The sequence below is a fragment of the Nitrosomonas sp. Is79A3 genome, assembly GCF_000219585.1.
In the GTDB taxonomy this organism is placed as follows: Bacteria; Pseudomonadota; Gammaproteobacteria; order Burkholderiales; family Nitrosomonadaceae; genus Nitrosomonas.
In genome coordinates, this window is the sequence record NC_015731.1 from 59,960 (window position 1) to 75,275 (window position 15,316).

At 49.7% G+C, this 15,316-nt stretch carries 16 protein-coding genes; 7 read left to right on the forward strand and 9 right to left on the reverse strand.

The features are described from left to right. The 3 genes from NIT79A3_RS00225 to galU all read left to right on the forward strand — a co-directional run bounded on the left by NIT79A3_RS00225 (position 1) and on the right by galU (position 3,529). The gene (locus NIT79A3_RS00225; RefSeq protein ID WP_013964257.1) at positions 1-1,602 is read left to right on the forward strand and encodes an alternate F1F0 ATPase, F1 subunit alpha; all 1,602 of its coding nucleotides are present in this window, start codon (positions 1-3) and stop codon (positions 1,600-1,602) included. Beyond that, the gene (locus NIT79A3_RS00230) at positions 1,599-2,546 is read left to right on the forward strand and encodes a F0F1 ATP synthase subunit gamma (RefSeq protein WP_013964258.1); all 948 of its coding nucleotides are present in this window, start codon (positions 1,599-1,601) and stop codon (positions 2,544-2,546) included. Before NIT79A3_RS00225 ends, NIT79A3_RS00230 begins: the two co-directional genes overlap by 4 nt. 104 nt (positions 2,547-2,650) lie before the next feature. After that, positions 2,651-3,529 (forward strand): UTP--glucose-1-phosphate uridylyltransferase GalU, encoded by an 879-nt coding sequence (gene galU / locus NIT79A3_RS00235; protein WP_013964259.1) that lies wholly within the window; start codon positions 2,651-2,653, stop codon positions 3,527-3,529. Positions 3,530-3,756: 227 nt separating this feature from the next. Here the strand turns inward: galU and NIT79A3_RS00240 are convergent, their stop codons facing one another. From NIT79A3_RS00240 to NIT79A3_RS00255, 4 genes are all read right to left on the reverse strand, one after another. Continuing rightward, positions 3,757-4,380, reverse strand: coding sequence for a cell wall hydrolase (locus tag NIT79A3_RS00240; protein WP_013964260.1), 624 nt, complete (start codon positions 4,378-4,380; stop codon positions 3,757-3,759). A 227-nt stretch (positions 4,381-4,607) separates the two neighbouring features. Beyond that, the gene (locus NIT79A3_RS00245; protein WP_013964261.1) at positions 4,608-6,191 is read right to left on the reverse strand and encodes an IS66 family transposase; all 1,584 of its coding nucleotides are present in this window, start codon (positions 6,189-6,191) and stop codon (positions 4,608-4,610) included. A gap of 49 nt (positions 6,192-6,240) precedes the next feature. Continuing rightward, the gene (gene tnpB / locus NIT79A3_RS00250) at positions 6,241-6,588 is read right to left on the reverse strand and encodes an IS66 family insertion sequence element accessory protein TnpB (protein ID WP_013964262.1); all 348 of its coding nucleotides are present in this window, start codon (positions 6,586-6,588) and stop codon (positions 6,241-6,243) included. Further along, complete coding sequence (locus NIT79A3_RS00255) at positions 6,579-6,869, reverse strand: transposase (RefSeq protein WP_013964263.1); 291 nt, start codon at positions 6,867-6,869, stop codon at positions 6,579-6,581. The genes tnpB and NIT79A3_RS00255 overlap by 10 nt, the downstream gene beginning before the upstream one ends. A 189-nt stretch (positions 6,870-7,058) precedes the next feature. Here NIT79A3_RS00255 and NIT79A3_RS18455 point away from each other — a divergent pair, with 189 nt between their 5' ends. Further along, the gene (locus NIT79A3_RS18455) at positions 7,059-7,199 is read left to right on the forward strand and encodes a hypothetical protein (protein ID WP_156796960.1); all 141 of its coding nucleotides are present in this window, start codon (positions 7,059-7,061) and stop codon (positions 7,197-7,199) included. A 328-nt stretch (positions 7,200-7,527) separates the two neighbouring features. Here NIT79A3_RS18455 and NIT79A3_RS17610 read toward each other — a convergent pair whose 3' ends face one another. The 5 genes from NIT79A3_RS17610 to NIT79A3_RS00275 form a co-directional block, all read right to left on the reverse strand. Continuing rightward, on the reverse strand, positions 7,528-8,082 hold the full coding sequence (locus NIT79A3_RS17610; RefSeq protein ID WP_013964264.1) for an FxDxF family PEP-CTERM protein: 555 nt from the start codon (positions 8,080-8,082) through the stop codon (positions 7,528-7,530). 416 nt (positions 8,083-8,498) lie between these two features. Then, on the reverse strand, positions 8,499-8,684 hold the full coding sequence (locus NIT79A3_RS00265; protein ID WP_041360007.1) for a hypothetical protein: 186 nt from the start codon (positions 8,682-8,684) through the stop codon (positions 8,499-8,501). A gap of 268 nt (positions 8,685-8,952) precedes the next feature. Next, entirely contained in the window at positions 8,953-9,108 is a 156-nt protein-coding gene (locus NIT79A3_RS18460) for a hypothetical protein (RefSeq protein WP_156796961.1), read from the reverse strand. 75 nt (positions 9,109-9,183) lie between these two features. Further along, entirely contained in the window at positions 9,184-10,383 is a 1,200-nt protein-coding gene (locus tag NIT79A3_RS00270; protein ID WP_013964265.1) for a catalase family protein, read from the reverse strand. A 41-nt stretch (positions 10,384-10,424) separates the two neighbouring features. Further along, on the reverse strand, positions 10,425-11,627 hold the full coding sequence (locus NIT79A3_RS00275; RefSeq protein WP_013964266.1) for a DUF1207 domain-containing protein: 1,203 nt from the start codon (positions 11,625-11,627) through the stop codon (positions 10,425-10,427). Positions 11,628-11,959: 332 nt separating this feature from the next. Here NIT79A3_RS00275 and NIT79A3_RS00280 point away from each other — a divergent pair, with 332 nt between their 5' ends. The 3 genes from NIT79A3_RS00280 to NIT79A3_RS18960 all read left to right on the forward strand — a co-directional run bounded on the left by NIT79A3_RS00280 (position 11,960) and on the right by NIT79A3_RS18960 (position 15,125). Further along, positions 11,960-12,172 carry a glycine zipper 2TM domain-containing protein gene (locus NIT79A3_RS00280; RefSeq protein ID WP_013964267.1) on the forward strand — a complete coding sequence of 71 codons (213 nt, stop codon included), beginning with the start codon at positions 11,960-11,962 and terminating at the stop codon, positions 12,170-12,172. A 147-nt stretch (positions 12,173-12,319) separates the two neighbouring features. Continuing rightward, positions 12,320-14,452, forward strand: a complete 2,133-nt coding sequence (locus NIT79A3_RS00285; RefSeq protein WP_013964268.1) for an EAL domain-containing protein — start codon at positions 12,320-12,322, stop codon at positions 14,450-14,452. Between the two features lie 511 nt (positions 14,453-14,963). After that, positions 14,964-15,125 carry a hypothetical protein gene (locus NIT79A3_RS18960; RefSeq protein WP_198009375.1) on the forward strand — a complete coding sequence of 54 codons (162 nt, stop codon included), beginning with the start codon at positions 14,964-14,966 and terminating at the stop codon, positions 15,123-15,125. Positions 15,126-15,316: the final 191 nt, after the last annotated feature.

The following is a 15,316-nucleotide window of genomic DNA, read 5'->3' on the forward strand; positions in this document are numbered from 1 at the left end:
ATGGAATCTGCGAGCCTCCAGAACATTTTCGACTGCGCTTTTGATGGAATCAGCCAAGTGCGGGAAGCATACATGCCGCAACTCAAGCTGCGGGAGGTAGGCACGATCACCAGCATCGCTACTGGCATTGCAAAGGTTTCCGGTCTTCCCGGCGTAGGTTTTGAGGAGGTGCTGAAATTCCCTGGCGATGTATACGGTATTGCATTTAATGTCGATGAAGATGAAATCGGTGTCGTTCTGTTGGGCGATTATTGGCAGTTGCATGCGGGTGATGAAGTCGAGCGCAGAGGGCATGTGATGGATGTGCCTGTGTGCGACGCATTGATCGGGCGTGTCATCAATCCCATGGGTCACCCGCTGGATGGCGGGGAAGCCATCAGCATGAATCGCCGTCAGCCCATTGAGCGCGCTGCCCCACAAATCATGGATCGTGCGCCGGTAACCGTACCTTTGCAAACCGGCATCAAGGTTATTGATGCGCTGATTCCTATTGGGCGTGGGCAGCGCGAATTGATTCTCGGTGATCGGCAAACTGGCAAAACTGCCATCGCCATAGATACCATCCTGAACCAACGCGGCAAAAATGTACTGTGCGTCTATTGCGCCATTGGCCAGCGCGCTTCTTCCGTAGCCCGCGTGGTCGCCAATCTACACGAAAATGGCGCGCTGGAATACACCACCGTGGTGGTAACTGAAGGCAATGACTCACCCGGCTTGCAGTACATTGCGCCCTATGCCGCCACCAGCATCGCGGAATATTTCATGGCGCAAGGCAGAGATGTACTTATCGTTTATGACGATCTCACGCATCACGCGCGTGCCTATCGCGAGCTTTCCCTGCTGCTGCGCCGCCCGCCGGGACGTGAAGCTTTTCCGGGCGACATCTTCTACATTCACTCGCGCCTGCTCGAACGCGCCACGCATCTGCGCGAGGAACTTGGTGGTGGCTCAATCACCGCGTTACCCATTATTGAAACCGAGGCGCAGAACATTTCCGCCTACATTCCGACCAACTTAATTTCTATTACGGATGGACAAATATACCTCTCGCCATCGCTGTTTGAATTGGGTGTTCTGCCCGCCGTTGATGTCAGCAAATCCGTTTCGCGCGTCGGTGGCAAGGCACAACGCGCGATCTACCGTGCGGTGACGGGCGACCTCAAGCTCGCCTATGCGCAGTTCGAGGAGCTTGAGACCTTTGCCCGCTTCGGTGCCCGGCTGGATAAAGACACCCGCAAGATCATCGAGCATGGACGGCGTATCCGCGCCTGCCTCAAACAGCCGGAATTTGCTCCGGTTTCCATGCCCGCACAAATTGCCATTCTGTTAGCGTTGACTGCAGAGCTTTTCGATACGGTGCCGATAGCCCAGATGACGGATGCCGATACTGCTGTACGGAAGGCAGCAAAGAACATTCCGGCGGAGGTATGCGCGCGATTTGAAACAGCCGATAAATTGGCTGACGAAGATCGTAAATTGATTATCGAAATCGCGCGTGAAGCGCTCATACATTTCCAGCCTAAGCCGGAATCCAAACCCTCAAGCAAAGCCGAACCAAAGTATGGATCTAAATCCAATTCAGCTTCCATTGATAAATCATGAGTGATACCACGGCGAGCTTGCGTCGACAGATCAATATTGCCGGAGAACTTCAATCCGTTGTCCGCACGATGAAAGCCTTGGCTGCATCCAATATTGGACAATACGAGCAATCAGTACGCGCGTTGGCAGATTATTATCGAACCATTGAACTGGGGTTGGGCGCATGCTTTCGGGGGAATGAGTCAGCGGCATTGATGTCGACAAGTGAAGAACGAGTTAATGATGGTGCGATCGGTGTCATCGTGTTCGGCTCCGACCAAGGACTGGTAGGCCAGTTTAATGATGTAATAACCGACTATGCGATTAAAACACTCGCAGATCTGCCGGGCAAACCTCAAGTCTGGGCCATCGGTGAGCGCATTCATGCGCGACTGGCGGATGCAGGTCTGCCGTTGCTGGGATTGTTTGCCGTGCCTAATTCCGTCAAGGCCATTGCCCCGCTCGTCGGGCAGATTCAAATCGAAAGTGAAACGCATCGGGAAAAAGGTGAGTATGCGCAAGTTTACGTCTTCCATAACCGCCCGCAATCCGGTTCGCTCTATGAACCGGTTAGCCTGCGCTTGTTGCCTTTAGACGCGCAATGGCAAAAAGGCCTGACTCATGTTCGTTGGCCGACCGGAAACTTGCCTGAGATCATGCAAAGCGGTACCGCAACGCTGCGTGCACTCATTCGAGAATATCTTTTTATCTCGCTGTTCCGGGCTTGCGCCGAGTCACTGGCAAGCGAAAATGCCAGCCGTCTGGCTGCGATGCAGCGGGCTGAAAAAAATATCAATGAACTACTTGAGAACATGCAACATACTTTTCATCGCCTGCGACAAGGTTCCATTGATGAGGAGTTATTTGATGTTATCTCCGGTTTTGAAGCGTTATTCCTGGAAGCTGTTATAAAGAAACAGGAAGCAGCTGTCGAAGCAGGAAAAGCTGAACCGCAATTGCGGTGATTGATTCAGCTTATAACCGCGGGAAATCCATACCAAACGGTATGACAAGATGTAATTTAATACGTTTATGGATGAGAACGCAATAACAATTTTTGAGGTTTCCAATGCATAACTATAATCAGCAAGTTGTCACCAAGGCAGTTTTTCCTGTCGCGGGCTTAGGAACACGGTTTTTACCAGCTACCAAGGCGTCACCCAAAGAAATGCTGGTCGTCGTTGATAAGCCGCTTATTCAATATGCGGTTGAAGAGGCCTATGCGGCGGGCATACGCGAAATGATTTTTGTAACCGGCCGCAATAAACGGGCGATTGAAGATCATTTTGACACAGCTTATGAGTTGGAGGCCGAGCTGGCTGCCAATGGCAAAGATGCGCTCATTGCGATTGTCAACGCCATTAAACCGGATGACATGGAATGTGTCTACATTCGCCAGTCCAGGGCACTCGGCCTGGGACATGCAGTATTGTGCGCCGAACGCCTGGTTCGCGGCGAGCCTTTTGCGGTTTTCTTAGCCGATGATCTGATGGTGGGCGATCCACCCATCATGCAGCAAATGACCGATCTGTTCATGCAACATCAATGTAGCATCTTAGCGGTGCAGCAAGTACCGCAGGAGCAAACCGGTCGTTACGGTATCGTGCAAGGCGATATGCTGACGCCGGATCTTATCAACATCACCGGTTTGATTGAAAAACCTCACCCGAGCGTCGCTCCCAGTAATCTTGCAGTCGCTGGGCGCTACATCTTGACCTCAGCCGTGTTCGAAGCCATTCGCGCGCAACCTCGTGGCGCGGGCGGCGAGATTCAGCTCACAGATGGTATTGCAGCCTTGCTTGATTCCGAGCAGGTGCTGGCTTATCGCTATCACGGCAAACGCTATGATTGCGGTAGCAGACTGGGTTTACTGCAAGCCAGTGTAGATATTGCATCCGCCCATCCCGAGTTGGGTAGCGAGTTCTCTGCCTGGTTGAAAGCGCGGTAGGGGGTTAAAGCGCTAGGAATCCTTAAAAAATGGGATCTTGTTCCATCAGGTTGTTCAAATATTTGACTTGGTATATTTCCATAAAGCTAATCTTTCCCTCATAAATTCTTCTAAGTTGCGATAGAAAATGAAATTAAAATTATCCCTCAATCTAATAGACTTTGTGACAAAGCCGTTTTTCATCGCTTAAAGAGTTATGCAGTCTCACCGATGTCAACCGCCAGAGCCTATTTGGCCTGGCTGCCAGCCGGTTTGTAGAAGATAAACTCGCCGATCTCGACGGTACTGATATATTCTTTGGACCAGTCGGGGACTACTCTCCGATGGTGGAAGTACAAGGCACCACCGGTTCGGTCCTTAAGTTGACGATTGAGGGCTTTGCGGGCGATTTCCTTGGCGATCGCATAGGATTCATCCTCCTTTGCGTCATCCGAACGGCCATCGCACCACCACGAGAATTGGCAGGCTCCTTGCTCGTGGCCTTGCTTGACAACTCCGCAGATAGTGTTTGGAAAGCCCTCATGGCCGACCCGGTTCATAACGACATTGGCGACGGCTTCCATGCCGGTATCACCCTTCTTGCCCCTGGCCTCCCAATAGATACTGCGGGCAAGGCAAGTGATCGCACCATCCAACGGCTCTTCGCCGATCGGATCGACTGCTTGCACTTGGGGCTTAGAGATGAGTTGGGCTGGAGTCGGAGGCACTTTGCTGCCATCGGGTGCGGCCTTCTCCTCCAGTACCTCTGCCTTGCTATCGGCGATTTCTGCCTTCTGCGCTTGGTCAGCTGCGATCGCCTGGCCTAAGAAAAGGCTTATCGCGAGGCAGGTTGCAATCCCTATTTGACGCATGTTCGAATAACCTCGAAAAAATCAAAAAAAGCCCCATATCCGTGCATTACACCCGACGGCCTTCGTACCGAACAAGTAATTATGAAGTTTCCGTATATCTACCATACTCGATAATAAGAAACAATTTTTTTGTGATATTACAAAGATTTTCTCAACATTAGTGTGGAATCAACGTGCCTTTGATGACCAGATTGAGCGCCTTCATTGTATCCCTCCAACCCCACCATCTACTCACATTCCTTCAACAATGCTTCAATATCCTCCGGTGCAAGCGGTAGCAATTCATCGATTCGGCTATTAGGCCAGGTGGGGAGTTTTTCGAGGGTGTCGGCTAGCCATTGTGCGGGGTTGAGGCCGTTGAGTTTTGCGGTGCCGAGTAGGGTTTGAATGGCGGCGGCACGTTTTCCGGCGCGTTCGGAGCCGGTGAACAGCCAGTTTTTCTTGCCGAGCGCGATGGGGCGAATAGTGTTTTCGACGGGGTTGTTGTCAATCGGCAGGTGTCCGCTGCTGGCGTAGCGGATTAGGCTTTGCCAGCGCTTCAAGGTGTAGTCGATGGCTTTGGCGGTGCCGCCGCCATTGGCAGTTTGGGCGCGAGTTTGCAGTAACCAGTCGTGCAACGATTGCAGGATCGGCAGGCTTTTTTCTGCACGTAGTATCTGCCGGGCTTCGGTCGATAAGTGCTTGCCTTCGGCTTCGACGGCGTAAAGTCCGCCTATGCGCTGCAACACCTCATACGCGACGGTGCTGGCATTGGCTTGGTGCAGGTCGAAGAATTTGCGGCGCGCGTGCGCCCAGCACCCTAATTCAGTGCAGGGTGATGCTGTTTTGGAGAATAAAGCCTTGTAACCGCCATAGTCGTCTACCAGCAAGTGGCCTTGCCAGCTGTTGAGGAAGTTTTGCGCATGTTTGCCACTACGGCTGGTTTGGTAGTCGAATACGATGATGCGCGGCCCCAACTCAAAATCGTTACTGCGATACGCCCACAGATAGGCGCGTTGCGTTCTTCCGCTGCCGGGATCAAGTTGCGCCACCGGGGTTTCGTCGGCGTGTAACACAGAGCCATGCAATAAGTGCAAAATCAGCCGGTCAACCAGCGGTTGTAGTGCCACGCCTACACGTCCGATCCATTCCGCCAACGTGGAAAGCGATAAAGTGACACCTTCCCGGGCGGCGATTTGTGCGATGCGATACAGCGGCAGGTGATCGAGGTATTTGCAGATCGTGATCCAAGCAAGCAGTCCGGGTGTTGCCATACTGCCGTCGATCACCGCGGGCGGAACCGGTTCCGCGACCACGGTTTCGCAAGCCCGGCAGGCGTATTGCGGGCGGATGTGACGGTGCACGAAGAATTCGGCGGGTTTGACGTCCAGTTGTTCGCTGACGTCTTCGCCGATTTTTACCAGATCGCTGCCGCACTGTTTGCATTGGCAAGATTCCGGTTCATGCCGGTGTTCGATGCGTGGCAGGTGATCCGGCAGAGGTTGGCGCCCAGCGCGTGCACGCTTGGGTTTTTGCGGAACCGGCAGCGGCAGTTGCTCGATTTCCGCTTCGATCGCCGCCGCATCAGTTTGCCAGTCTTCTTCGAACAGGCTGAATTGTGGCTGCGACAGTGCTTCGCTCTTCGCGCCGAAACGAATGCGGCGCAAATGTGCCAGTTCCAGCTTCAGTGCCTGATTCTTCGCTTCCAGCAGTTTGAGCTCGTTTTGTGCTTGCGTAAGCAGTGATTGAATAAGGTTCGATACCTCGGTTTTAGCTTCCGGCGTGAGGTTCAAATGATCTAATTCGATTGACTGTTTTGCGTGCGTTTTCATGGCGTTATTATACTGCAAAACTTGCGCAAAGTGATTCCAGTATTGGCTTTCAGCTATATTTTCTTGCGCAGGATTGCAACCCCAAACGACACCAATCCACCCCGGCAATCAACCACTCCCATTGCAACGCAGTCAGTTCCATCCCGCCCGTATCCGAACGCCCCCAAACGAACCGTCCCTGATGCAAGCGCCGCTGGCACAACCACACGCCGGTGCCGTCCCACAGCAGCACTTTGATGCGATTGCCCGCGCGATTGCAAAACACAAACGCCGAACCCGCACAAGGCGAGCGCTGCAACGCCTGCTCCACCAATACCGACAATCCGTCAATGCCGCGACGCATATCCACCGGCTCAACCATCAACCAAATCTTCCCTGGATTCGCAATCAAAGACACTTCAACAACTCCCCCAGCCAATGCGGCGAAACCGTCGATGGCAGCTCCAACACATGATTGCCTTGACCGCGAAGACGTAGCGTGCTCGTCGGTGCAGGCATCGGTTTGATCGTGACCGGGACCAACGCAGGCGGCCGGATAACCTGACCGGCACGATGCTTGCGAACCCAATTGCCAAACGTCTTGGTATTCAAACCATGTTCCCGGCAATAAGCCGCCTGAGACTTACCGCTGGTTTGCCATGCTTCGATATGAATTCGTCGCGCTTCTGATGATGACATCGTCCCTCCTTGTAAAAGGTTTGAGGATAGCGATGACGTATCAGGGTGTTAATGTGGATGGATTGGAGGCTTACCCTTCATTGGCAATGCATCGTTGACCACCTCGAACAAGCTCTTGTCAGGCGTAGCGTCCGGACGCTACCGCGTTCCAGGAGTTTGTAAGAGGTCATCCAGTGACGGCTTCTGGTAATGGCACTGATCGCGCGTGTCACTCAACTTTCTGGAGAAATCAGACAGCCGCACAGTAGTTCGACAAAAGTGGCGCCCGCGCAACGGCACGGCGGTGAGCAAATGGGTATCCAGATTGATAGGCAAAAACGGATAGTTTGAGGGTAGAACATAGAGCACCAACCACGCAAACCTTTCCTTCTATCAAGTGATTTTTGCTCATTTTGTGAATATTTTTACGCTTCGATTCACTACTTTGCTTCTATCTTAATGGCCGCTTCTTTAATGCTGAATGTCTAAACATGATTCTTGTTAACTACAAGAGGAACGGAATTCCAGGGATAGAATTGACAGGAAGAGTGCTGTGAGCTACCAGTTATACAATGCATCTTCGCATTTGCTGATAGGAATACTTTTCATACTGAGTTTTGGAAACAAAAAAGCCACAGAGAAAAAAACTCTTCTCTGTGGCTACTGTCTCAAGTACCGATTAAGCTACTTTACGACGGCGTGCTGAAAAACCGACCAAACCAAGGCCAGCCAGCAGCATAGCGTAGGTTTCTGGTTCTGGCACCGCACTAATTGCAACCGAATATTGTCCGAAAGAAGCTTCGGCACCGAGATTGCCGCTAATGTCTAAATGATACTGTCCATCAGGCAGTATGCCAAACGGAACGGTTACATTATTGCCTGAAAATGCTGTAAGCATAACAGTACCTAAGTCATGAACGTTATCCCATACCTCAACTGTCAAGCCATTGATCTGACTCACATTAGCACCGTTTAAGGTCAGCAAAAGAGAATTCGCAGAACCACTCGCCTGGCCAAATCCAGAAATAGTAAAATCTGCGTACTCTTCAAAGAATGATGAGGGAGAACCGCTTACAATCGTAGAGAGTACCGTGGGAGTTGGAGTAATCACACCCATTTGATAAGCGTTTGCTTGCGAACCATCGCCAGGTACATTAGCAATTCCTGCATGAGCAACGCTACTTGCCATCAATACGGCCGCTGCCACTAAATTTAGTTTAAAGTTATTTATCATTTCAAATTTTCCCAAGTTAGTTTACAAAAACTTTTGAATTACCACTTTTAATCAAGTCAAAATACGCTTGACATTTAAAGCATATAGCCAAAATGCTACTACGTCTGTGCGACAACGCACAAACATCTGATTTGTTAAAATATCTCCTTTTCTGCGATCGTTCCTTTTAACTTAATCGAAACTCTGATGCGCTGCGTTAATTGCTTTTGACATCGTGTTTAGATTCACATTTTTCCACTTCATTACACTATGCTGACCCCCGTATTTTATTTCTAACAGGCCGTTGAAAAACTATCTGCGTTGCCGCTGCGGTGTTAAAAACAGACTCAAAATGCTCATTTACTAAGCATAAACTGCGCTTTTTCGCCTGTTTTTGCCTTGCATCGGCTGCCTCGAAAACGTTTTTCAACGGCCTGCTAAGTGCAGCCGGAAGTAGAATTGTCTAGGAGGTGGTCAAATTTGATCAGGTGTTTTGCTTTCTGCGTCGCGATAGAAAACTGAGCAATCCCGGCTAGCAGCATGGCGTAGGTCTCTGGATCCGGGACTTGGGCAATCGGTGAAAGTAAGAATGCACGAGTCCCGTCACCCGGAAAATCCTTCAAGGACCCTCATCCAACGATCTGCCCACGACTGTTGATGGCAACTGCTGACAGCTCAATCCATCCGGCGGTGACGACCGGCACAAGCAGCGAGAGATCGGTTATTATTTTGTCGCCATACAGAAAGAACTGTGCATGCAGTAGTCACAGAAACTATTTAATCCCCCTACTTGCCCAAATCATTGATACTGTAAGCAATGCTGTAATCTCCATCCAAGATACCCCAGTCAATCATGCCCACGCCGTTTGCGCAGATAATGAAGGCCATCGCTTAACCGTAATTGTTGATAGCCTGGGTAACGCTGTTTGCTCCGCCTGAAGCGCCCAGTTCAACATTTAACCGGTCTGCACATGCAATTGCTGGAATCAAAACTATGAAAATTCCGGCGAGAAAGATTGCCGTGCATTTAAGTTTTGGAAGTTTCATGTTTATTACAACTTCCATTTAAATGGTTGATTAACAAGTTAAATATAGATAGTTCGATAGATTCCCAGAACAATCTTAAAAAACTTCATTGCCGGTCGGTTCAGTGGGCATAACGGCATTCATGCTGCGCCTGAGATTGGCGGTGGATGTGTAAACCACTTTGCGAATTCGGTTGACCCCGCCGAGCGGACGATGTTCGAATACTGAGTGCCAAGGCGTGTATGAAAGATCCTCACAGAATTTGTGCTGCTCCGGTTTATCAAAATCCTGTTTGGGGATCGTGATCGTGGCGACTTTAAAAAAAGGCGCTATGCTTTCTTCCCATTCGTTTGTAGCCATCTCGACGCTAAGTGCTGTGCTTGCCGCTGTGCGGGTATCTCGCGTCTGAATCAGGAAATCGAAACAAGCATTATCTGCGTCGAGATGTTTTTTCATCGCCGTGCGCAGGTAATTGGGATTCTGAAGTTGGTCTGCTTGCGGAGTGTTGTCCAATTGACCGCAAGGTTTCGCTGAAAATTTCATTGCGCGGCGGTTTGATCCGGTGCCGAGTTGATAAGGCACCATTGACCAGTAGCGCGTGTAAAGCGGGTTTCTGATTTTCTTACCATTGATTTTTGCCGCGATAATTGAGCCTTCGATCCCAAGTGAAAGGGGTGCGGACAATCTGGCCAACAGATTGGAACTGCTGAGCGACTCGATCAGACTCAGATATTTCTGCGGGTCGTTGATGAAAAACACAGGGTGATTGATCATCACGAAATCCTGAGTATGGCTCTCGTCGGGCAAGAGTTTTTCCCCGGGAACTCCCATCAGTTTGATTGCCATGCCGCGCCCGTCACCTTCTTTATCTTCGCGTGTTGGGTCGCTGTCACCGTTTGAAAAGCGAATCCAAGCCTTATAGTGCGCGCCGGGCTGGAATATGCCCTGCTGGTGTTCATCCGGCAGTGTCTTATTAACCTGGAAATCCGCGAGTACACAGCCATGCGCCTTAGAGTGAACATGGCGAAGCGCGGGTAGATCGTTCACATAGCGCGCATGGATTGTTTGCTGGATACTTTCCGCGATAGCCAAAGTTGTCGCTTCTTCTTCCGGCCAAGGCGATTCGCCGAGTTCTGCGTCAAATTCGATGTCATTGGCTAACGTCAATTGATTGCCAGGTAGCTTTGTATTCGCAACCGCGCTGTCTTGTGGGGTACTGCAAGCGGTTACAAGGACTAAACTTAACAAAAGTACTGCAAGAATCGGTAAAGTTAAGTAGGGGACTAATGGGTGCATGATAGTGTCCTCAGAGCAAAAGGGATGGGATTCAGGGTGGACTAAAAATGGTAATGTAGCCCGAGGCCGATGTATTCAACTTTCTCCCTAAAGAACTGACCGGTAGGGGAATTGCCGTTGAAATACTCGGCAAGCACTTGAAATTTTCTGTTGAAGGCCTGGAAATTATCGAATTGAACGCCAGCCCGGGCGGATATGTCGGCGTTCCAATTGTTTTGCTCATGATTCTTGACGTCAACTGCCATAATTGGCCGCATTGCTGCGCTTTCTATACGCCATGGACTTCTGAATTCCAAGCCATATTGCACTGACCAGGGTTTGATGGTCGATGGTTCTTTATGAAAAATACCGCCGCCTCCGCCATAGACTCTTATCCCATAGGGAAGCTCATAAGAAAGCTTGAGATCGATGCCTTCATAGCTCAGATTGACACGCTCCAGGTTCGTCAGTTTTCTCAGTAAAAACTCATCGCCAAGATGAGAACTTTGATGATAGATACGGGCAAACGCCGATGCGTTATTCGCGCGCATACTGGAGTAGGCCGATGCAATAAAATCCGTGTTGATGAGATCGGATGAAGAAGCGCCCAGATTGAAATCACTGAAGACGGCGGCCTGAATACCTGTTTCCCATTGCACAATGGATTGCCCGATATTGGCGCGATAAAACGGTATCGTTTCACCAAAGCTAACCGAGCCATTGTTATTTCCATCAATGTTGTTGCCCACATAATTGCGATAAGCGGCTGAGAAATGAGCCCACCGCGGATCGGCGAGTAGCGGCTTAAACAAGTGGCCCTCGGGTAGCAGCCCGGTGGCTAGCATTGTTGAGCCTATTGCAGGCGTGCTTTTTTTAGGGAGAATTTCTTTATCCGGCACGGAAGCGGTCGCGACAGATCGCTGAACGGCGTGTTCTCCCATTTCCACTCTGGAGACTCCCGGTATCTCGGAAAGTATCTGCACAACTTTGGCGCGATCTCTTGCAGATATTTTATCGGCTGGTATCGTAATAGTCCCGTTACGTACAATTAATGCAGGAACATCAACTTTGAACTGATGTTTGAGAATTCCTGCGGCGTAACCAGCGATATAAGAATCATCAGGCATCGCAGCATTCACAGTGGATGACCCAAATAGCATGATCGCCATGATCAAAAGTAGCTGCGTTGTATTCCACCTTTTCTTATGGCTACGGCTTAAGCAAAACGCCGTCACGAGAGTATTCCGTATTTTGTATGTATTCATCTATTTCCTAACTTGCTGGATTTATTAACCTGCAATCATCTAAGAACTGCGCATTGTCAGGGAGTGGAGAAAAGAATTTTTATCTCAACAAAGTATTGCAGCGATCGCGTATTGAGTATGTGCGCTGGCGCACAAAATATGATTTTAAGGTTATCCAGAACTTGCGGTGCATAGCCCTGTTTGTAGCAGGCAAAGCCTCTGTTCGCCCGTTTCTGTCATCTTATTTTCATTTATGTTCGCTATCGCACAGATTTTGATGGGTATTGCGATTATTATTAATAATAAAATATAGGAATCTTCTTATATCTTGATGTTTACTAAAGAGGAATAGAATGAAAACATTACTCACTACATTAGTTATCGCAGTGATACTCAGCTTAAATGGTTGTGCCGGAATGTCGGCGCGGGATAGGAACACGGCGATCGGTGCGGGTGTTGGCGCTGTTGGCGGTGCAGCCCTTACCGGTGGAAGCGCGCTCGGAACGATCGGCGGTGCAGCGGTTGGCGGTGTTGTCGGTCACGAGGTCGGTAAAGGTAAAAAGTAGCATCAGTAGTTACACAAATCTGCTCTCGGTGATTAAATTCCACTTACCTTTTAATATTGTGCCTTTGCAATGGGAGCATCTGGGTGGAAGTGGTCTCGCTTAGCTAAGTCAACGGATCACTCTACCCTTCCTTCGAGAAAAGATCACATGGCGAATCGGGTTTTGATTATCACGAGCGATGCCATCGACGCCAAGTCGCTAGAGAACGTGCTCAGCCAAGCAGAAGATGGCGCATTCGACATTGAATGGGTTACGTGCCTTTCCGAAGGACTTGCGCGGCTGCGGGCAGGAGATTTCGACGCTATTCTGGTGGATTTGTTTCTGCCCGACAGTCAAGGCATTGCAACATTTGATCAGCTGTTCGCGGTTGTGCCTCAAACGCCGATCTTGACGCTCCATGCGAAAGATAATCATATGCTTGCAAAGGAAGCAATGCAACGTGGCGCGCAAGGTCATTTGTCGAAAGATTACTTTAGTAACAGTCTGGTACCACACTCGCTCCGCAATATCATCCAGCGCAAAGCCGTCGAGGAATCTCTCTTCATAGAAAAAACCCGCGCTGAAATTACGCTCGACTCCATCAGCGACGCAGTCATTAGCACGGATATGGCAGGCAATGTCGATTATCTGAATACTGCAGCAGAGAGTTTGACCGGATGGTTGAAAGAAGAAGCGTGCGGGTATCCAATTCGCGAGGTGATGCGAATTATCGATGGTAATACTTGCAACACAGTGCCTAATCCGGTCGAGTTGGTGCTGCAGCAAGACAAACCGATGACATTGGCTGCGGATACGATTTTGATCCAGCGCGATGGAAACGAAGTGGCAATTGAAGACTCCACCGCACCGATCCATGATTCAAACGGGCGGATTCGTGGCGCAGTGATTGTGTTTCACGATGTCACGCCGGCGCGGGCGAGAGTCGCGAAAATGGCCTATTTGGCGCAGCACGATTCTCTGACTAATTTACCGAACCGTGCGGTACTGAATGACCGTATCACCCAAGCCATCGAATTGGCAAAACGGCGTGGCACTTACCTGGCGCTGCTATTTCTGGATCTGGATAATTTCAAGCACATCAATGATTCGCTCGGACATTCAATCGGCGATAAGCTCCTGCAGTCCATCGCACAAGACCTGAGCACCTGTGTGCGCAGTTCCGACACGGTTAGCCGGTTGGGCGGGGACGAATTCGTGATACTACTGACACAGGACAAGCATGCACAAGACGCTGCCCTGACTGCCGACAAGATACTTACTGTGTTGGCAAAGCCACATGCCATTGCTGAGCATCATGTTCTGTATGTAACGACCAGCATCGGAATCAGTGTTTATCCCGCTGATGGCCAGGACCCGGAAACATTGATTAAGAATGCGGATATCGCGATGTATCACGCCAAGGAAAGAGGCCGGAACAATTACCAGTTCTTCAAGAATGCCATGAATCTTCGTGCGTTTGAGCGATTAGCCATTGAGACTCATCTCCGGTATGCATTGATGCGGCAGGAATTCGTCTTGTATTACCAGCCTAAGGTCAACCTGGATAGCGGGAAGATCACCGGTGCCGAGGCATTGTTGCGCTGGAAGCATCCGGAATGGGGTTTAGTACTGCCGGATCGCTTTGTGCAGATTGCAGAAGATTGCGGCTTGATCGTGCCGATCGGCCGCTGGGTGTTACGCGAAGCCTGCGCGCAAGCCAAGCGCTGGGAAGCAGCGGGATTGAAACTGGGATCAATCGCCGTGAATATCTCGGCGCTGGAATTTCGCTTCAAAGATTTCGTTGCGGGCGTGCAATTAATTTTGAACGAAACCGGGTTCGATCCCTGCCATCTGCAACTGGAAATTACCGAAAGCGTATTGATGCGCGATGTCGAAACCAGCAACATGATACTTCAGCAACTTAAGGAGATGGGGATACAGCTGGCGGTGGATGATTTTGGCACAGGCTACTCCAGTTTGAGTTACCTGCATCAATTTTCGATCGATATCCTCAAAATCGACCAGTCGTTTGTGCGGGATATCAGTTGTGATAACGGAATCATCGCGAGCGCTGTTATCGCCATGGGCGCCAGCCTTAAGCAACTGGTAATCGCCGAAGGTGTAGAGAAACAGGATCAGTTAGCCTTTCTGAAAACACAGCATTGCGAAGAAGGGCAAGGTTATTTTTTTAGCCGGCCAATTATCGCGGAGCAATTTGCACAACTGCTGGCAACAGGGCGATGCGATAAGCAAGAAAATCAGGGAAGTAATGATGAGTACCGTAGCGCAACTATTGCGTAACACACCACAACTAACCACTAACTCTTCTCAATGACACTGATATTTTATCTACCGATGATCTCTTATAGCTGGCACCCCTGCTTTCCCGATTGCCTCATCTATTTTTCTCCATCATCTTTGCCGAATGCTGCCTGCCGCAAGCGGGAAGTGCAATGATCTGCGAGGAAAATCATGAAAAATATTAATGTTATAAATGTCTTAAAAAAAATCATTTGTATTTCTCCTTCAATTTGGCAGGCAGTCGAAAGTTCGTTCCATTTAGCAGGCCGTTGAAAAACGTTTTCAAGGCAGCCGATGCAAGGCAAAAACAGGCGAAAAAGCGCAGTTTATGCTTAATAAATGAGCATTTTGAGTCTGTTTTTAACACCGCAGCGGCAACGCAGATAGTTTTTCAACGGCCTGTTAGAATTAATCGGCAATTCCGGCTATCCTATTTGCAGCCTACAGCACGATGCGGCCGTAGTCTGTTCGTTGCCGAACTGAGAATAAACTTAGCGCAAACCAGAAGTGAATGAAGAACGGTTCTACCCGCGTAGCTATTATTTCTAAATGCTCAATCGTTGTTTGGCTGCGCGGATTACCCTTTGCCGCATTACCTTGCGCACATCCTGCCGGTCAAAAAATTCATCGAACTGCTGTTTTGTCTGACGGGCCAGCCGGTTACCAAATATGACCTCGGGAATTTCAGTAAATTCGATTTTTCAGTAATTTTTATTAGTGTACGCTAGCGTACAGAGTGGGCACGACTAATCCGGGACAATTGCCATTGTGGAAAACATTATGAATGTTAATAATAAATTAACGGACTAACACTGATGCTGATGGGCATTTTGTCAATCGTGGGTTGCGACATGATCGAAGGCA

Bases quoted from the DNA above. Each gene is read 5' to 3' on its own strand.
- NIT79A3_RS00225 (WP_013964257.1), top strand. From the start codon at position 1: ATGGAATCTGCGAGCCTCCAGAACATTTTCGACTGCGCTTTTGATGGA.
- NIT79A3_RS00230 (WP_013964258.1), top strand. From the start codon at position 1,599: ATGAGTGATACCACGGCGAGCTTGCGTCGACAGATCAATATTGCCGGA.
- galU (WP_013964259.1), top strand. From the start codon at position 2,651: ATGCATAACTATAATCAGCAAGTTGTCACCAAGGCAGTTTTTCCTGTC.
- NIT79A3_RS00240 (WP_013964260.1), bottom strand. From the start codon at position 4,380: ATGCGTCAAATAGGGATTGCAACCTGCCTCGCGATAAGCCTTTTCTTA.
- NIT79A3_RS00245 (WP_013964261.1), bottom strand. From the start codon at position 6,191: ATGAAAACGCACGCAAAACAGTCAATCGAATTAGATCATTTGAACCTC.
- NIT79A3_RS00255 (WP_013964263.1), bottom strand. From the start codon at position 6,869: ATGTCATCATCAGAAGCGCGACGAATTCATATCGAAGCATGGCAAACC.
- NIT79A3_RS18455 (WP_156796960.1), top strand. From the start codon at position 7,059: ATGGCACTGATCGCGCGTGTCACTCAACTTTCTGGAGAAATCAGACAG.
- NIT79A3_RS17610 (WP_013964264.1), bottom strand. From the start codon at position 8,082: ATGATAAATAACTTTAAACTAAATTTAGTGGCAGCGGCCGTATTGATG.
- NIT79A3_RS18460 (WP_156796961.1), bottom strand. From the start codon at position 9,108: ATGAAACTTCCAAAACTTAAATGCACGGCAATCTTTCTCGCCGGAATT.
- NIT79A3_RS00270 (WP_013964265.1), bottom strand. From the start codon at position 10,383: ATGCACCCATTAGTCCCCTACTTAACTTTACCGATTCTTGCAGTACTT.
- NIT79A3_RS00275 (WP_013964266.1), bottom strand. From the start codon at position 11,627: ATGAATACATACAAAATACGGAATACTCTCGTGACGGCGTTTTGCTTA.
- NIT79A3_RS00280 (WP_013964267.1), top strand. From the start codon at position 11,960: ATGAAAACATTACTCACTACATTAGTTATCGCAGTGATACTCAGCTTA.
- NIT79A3_RS00285 (WP_013964268.1), top strand. From the start codon at position 12,320: ATGGCGAATCGGGTTTTGATTATCACGAGCGATGCCATCGACGCCAAG.
- NIT79A3_RS18960 (WP_198009375.1), top strand. From the start codon at position 14,964: ATGAAGAACGGTTCTACCCGCGTAGCTATTATTTCTAAATGCTCAATC.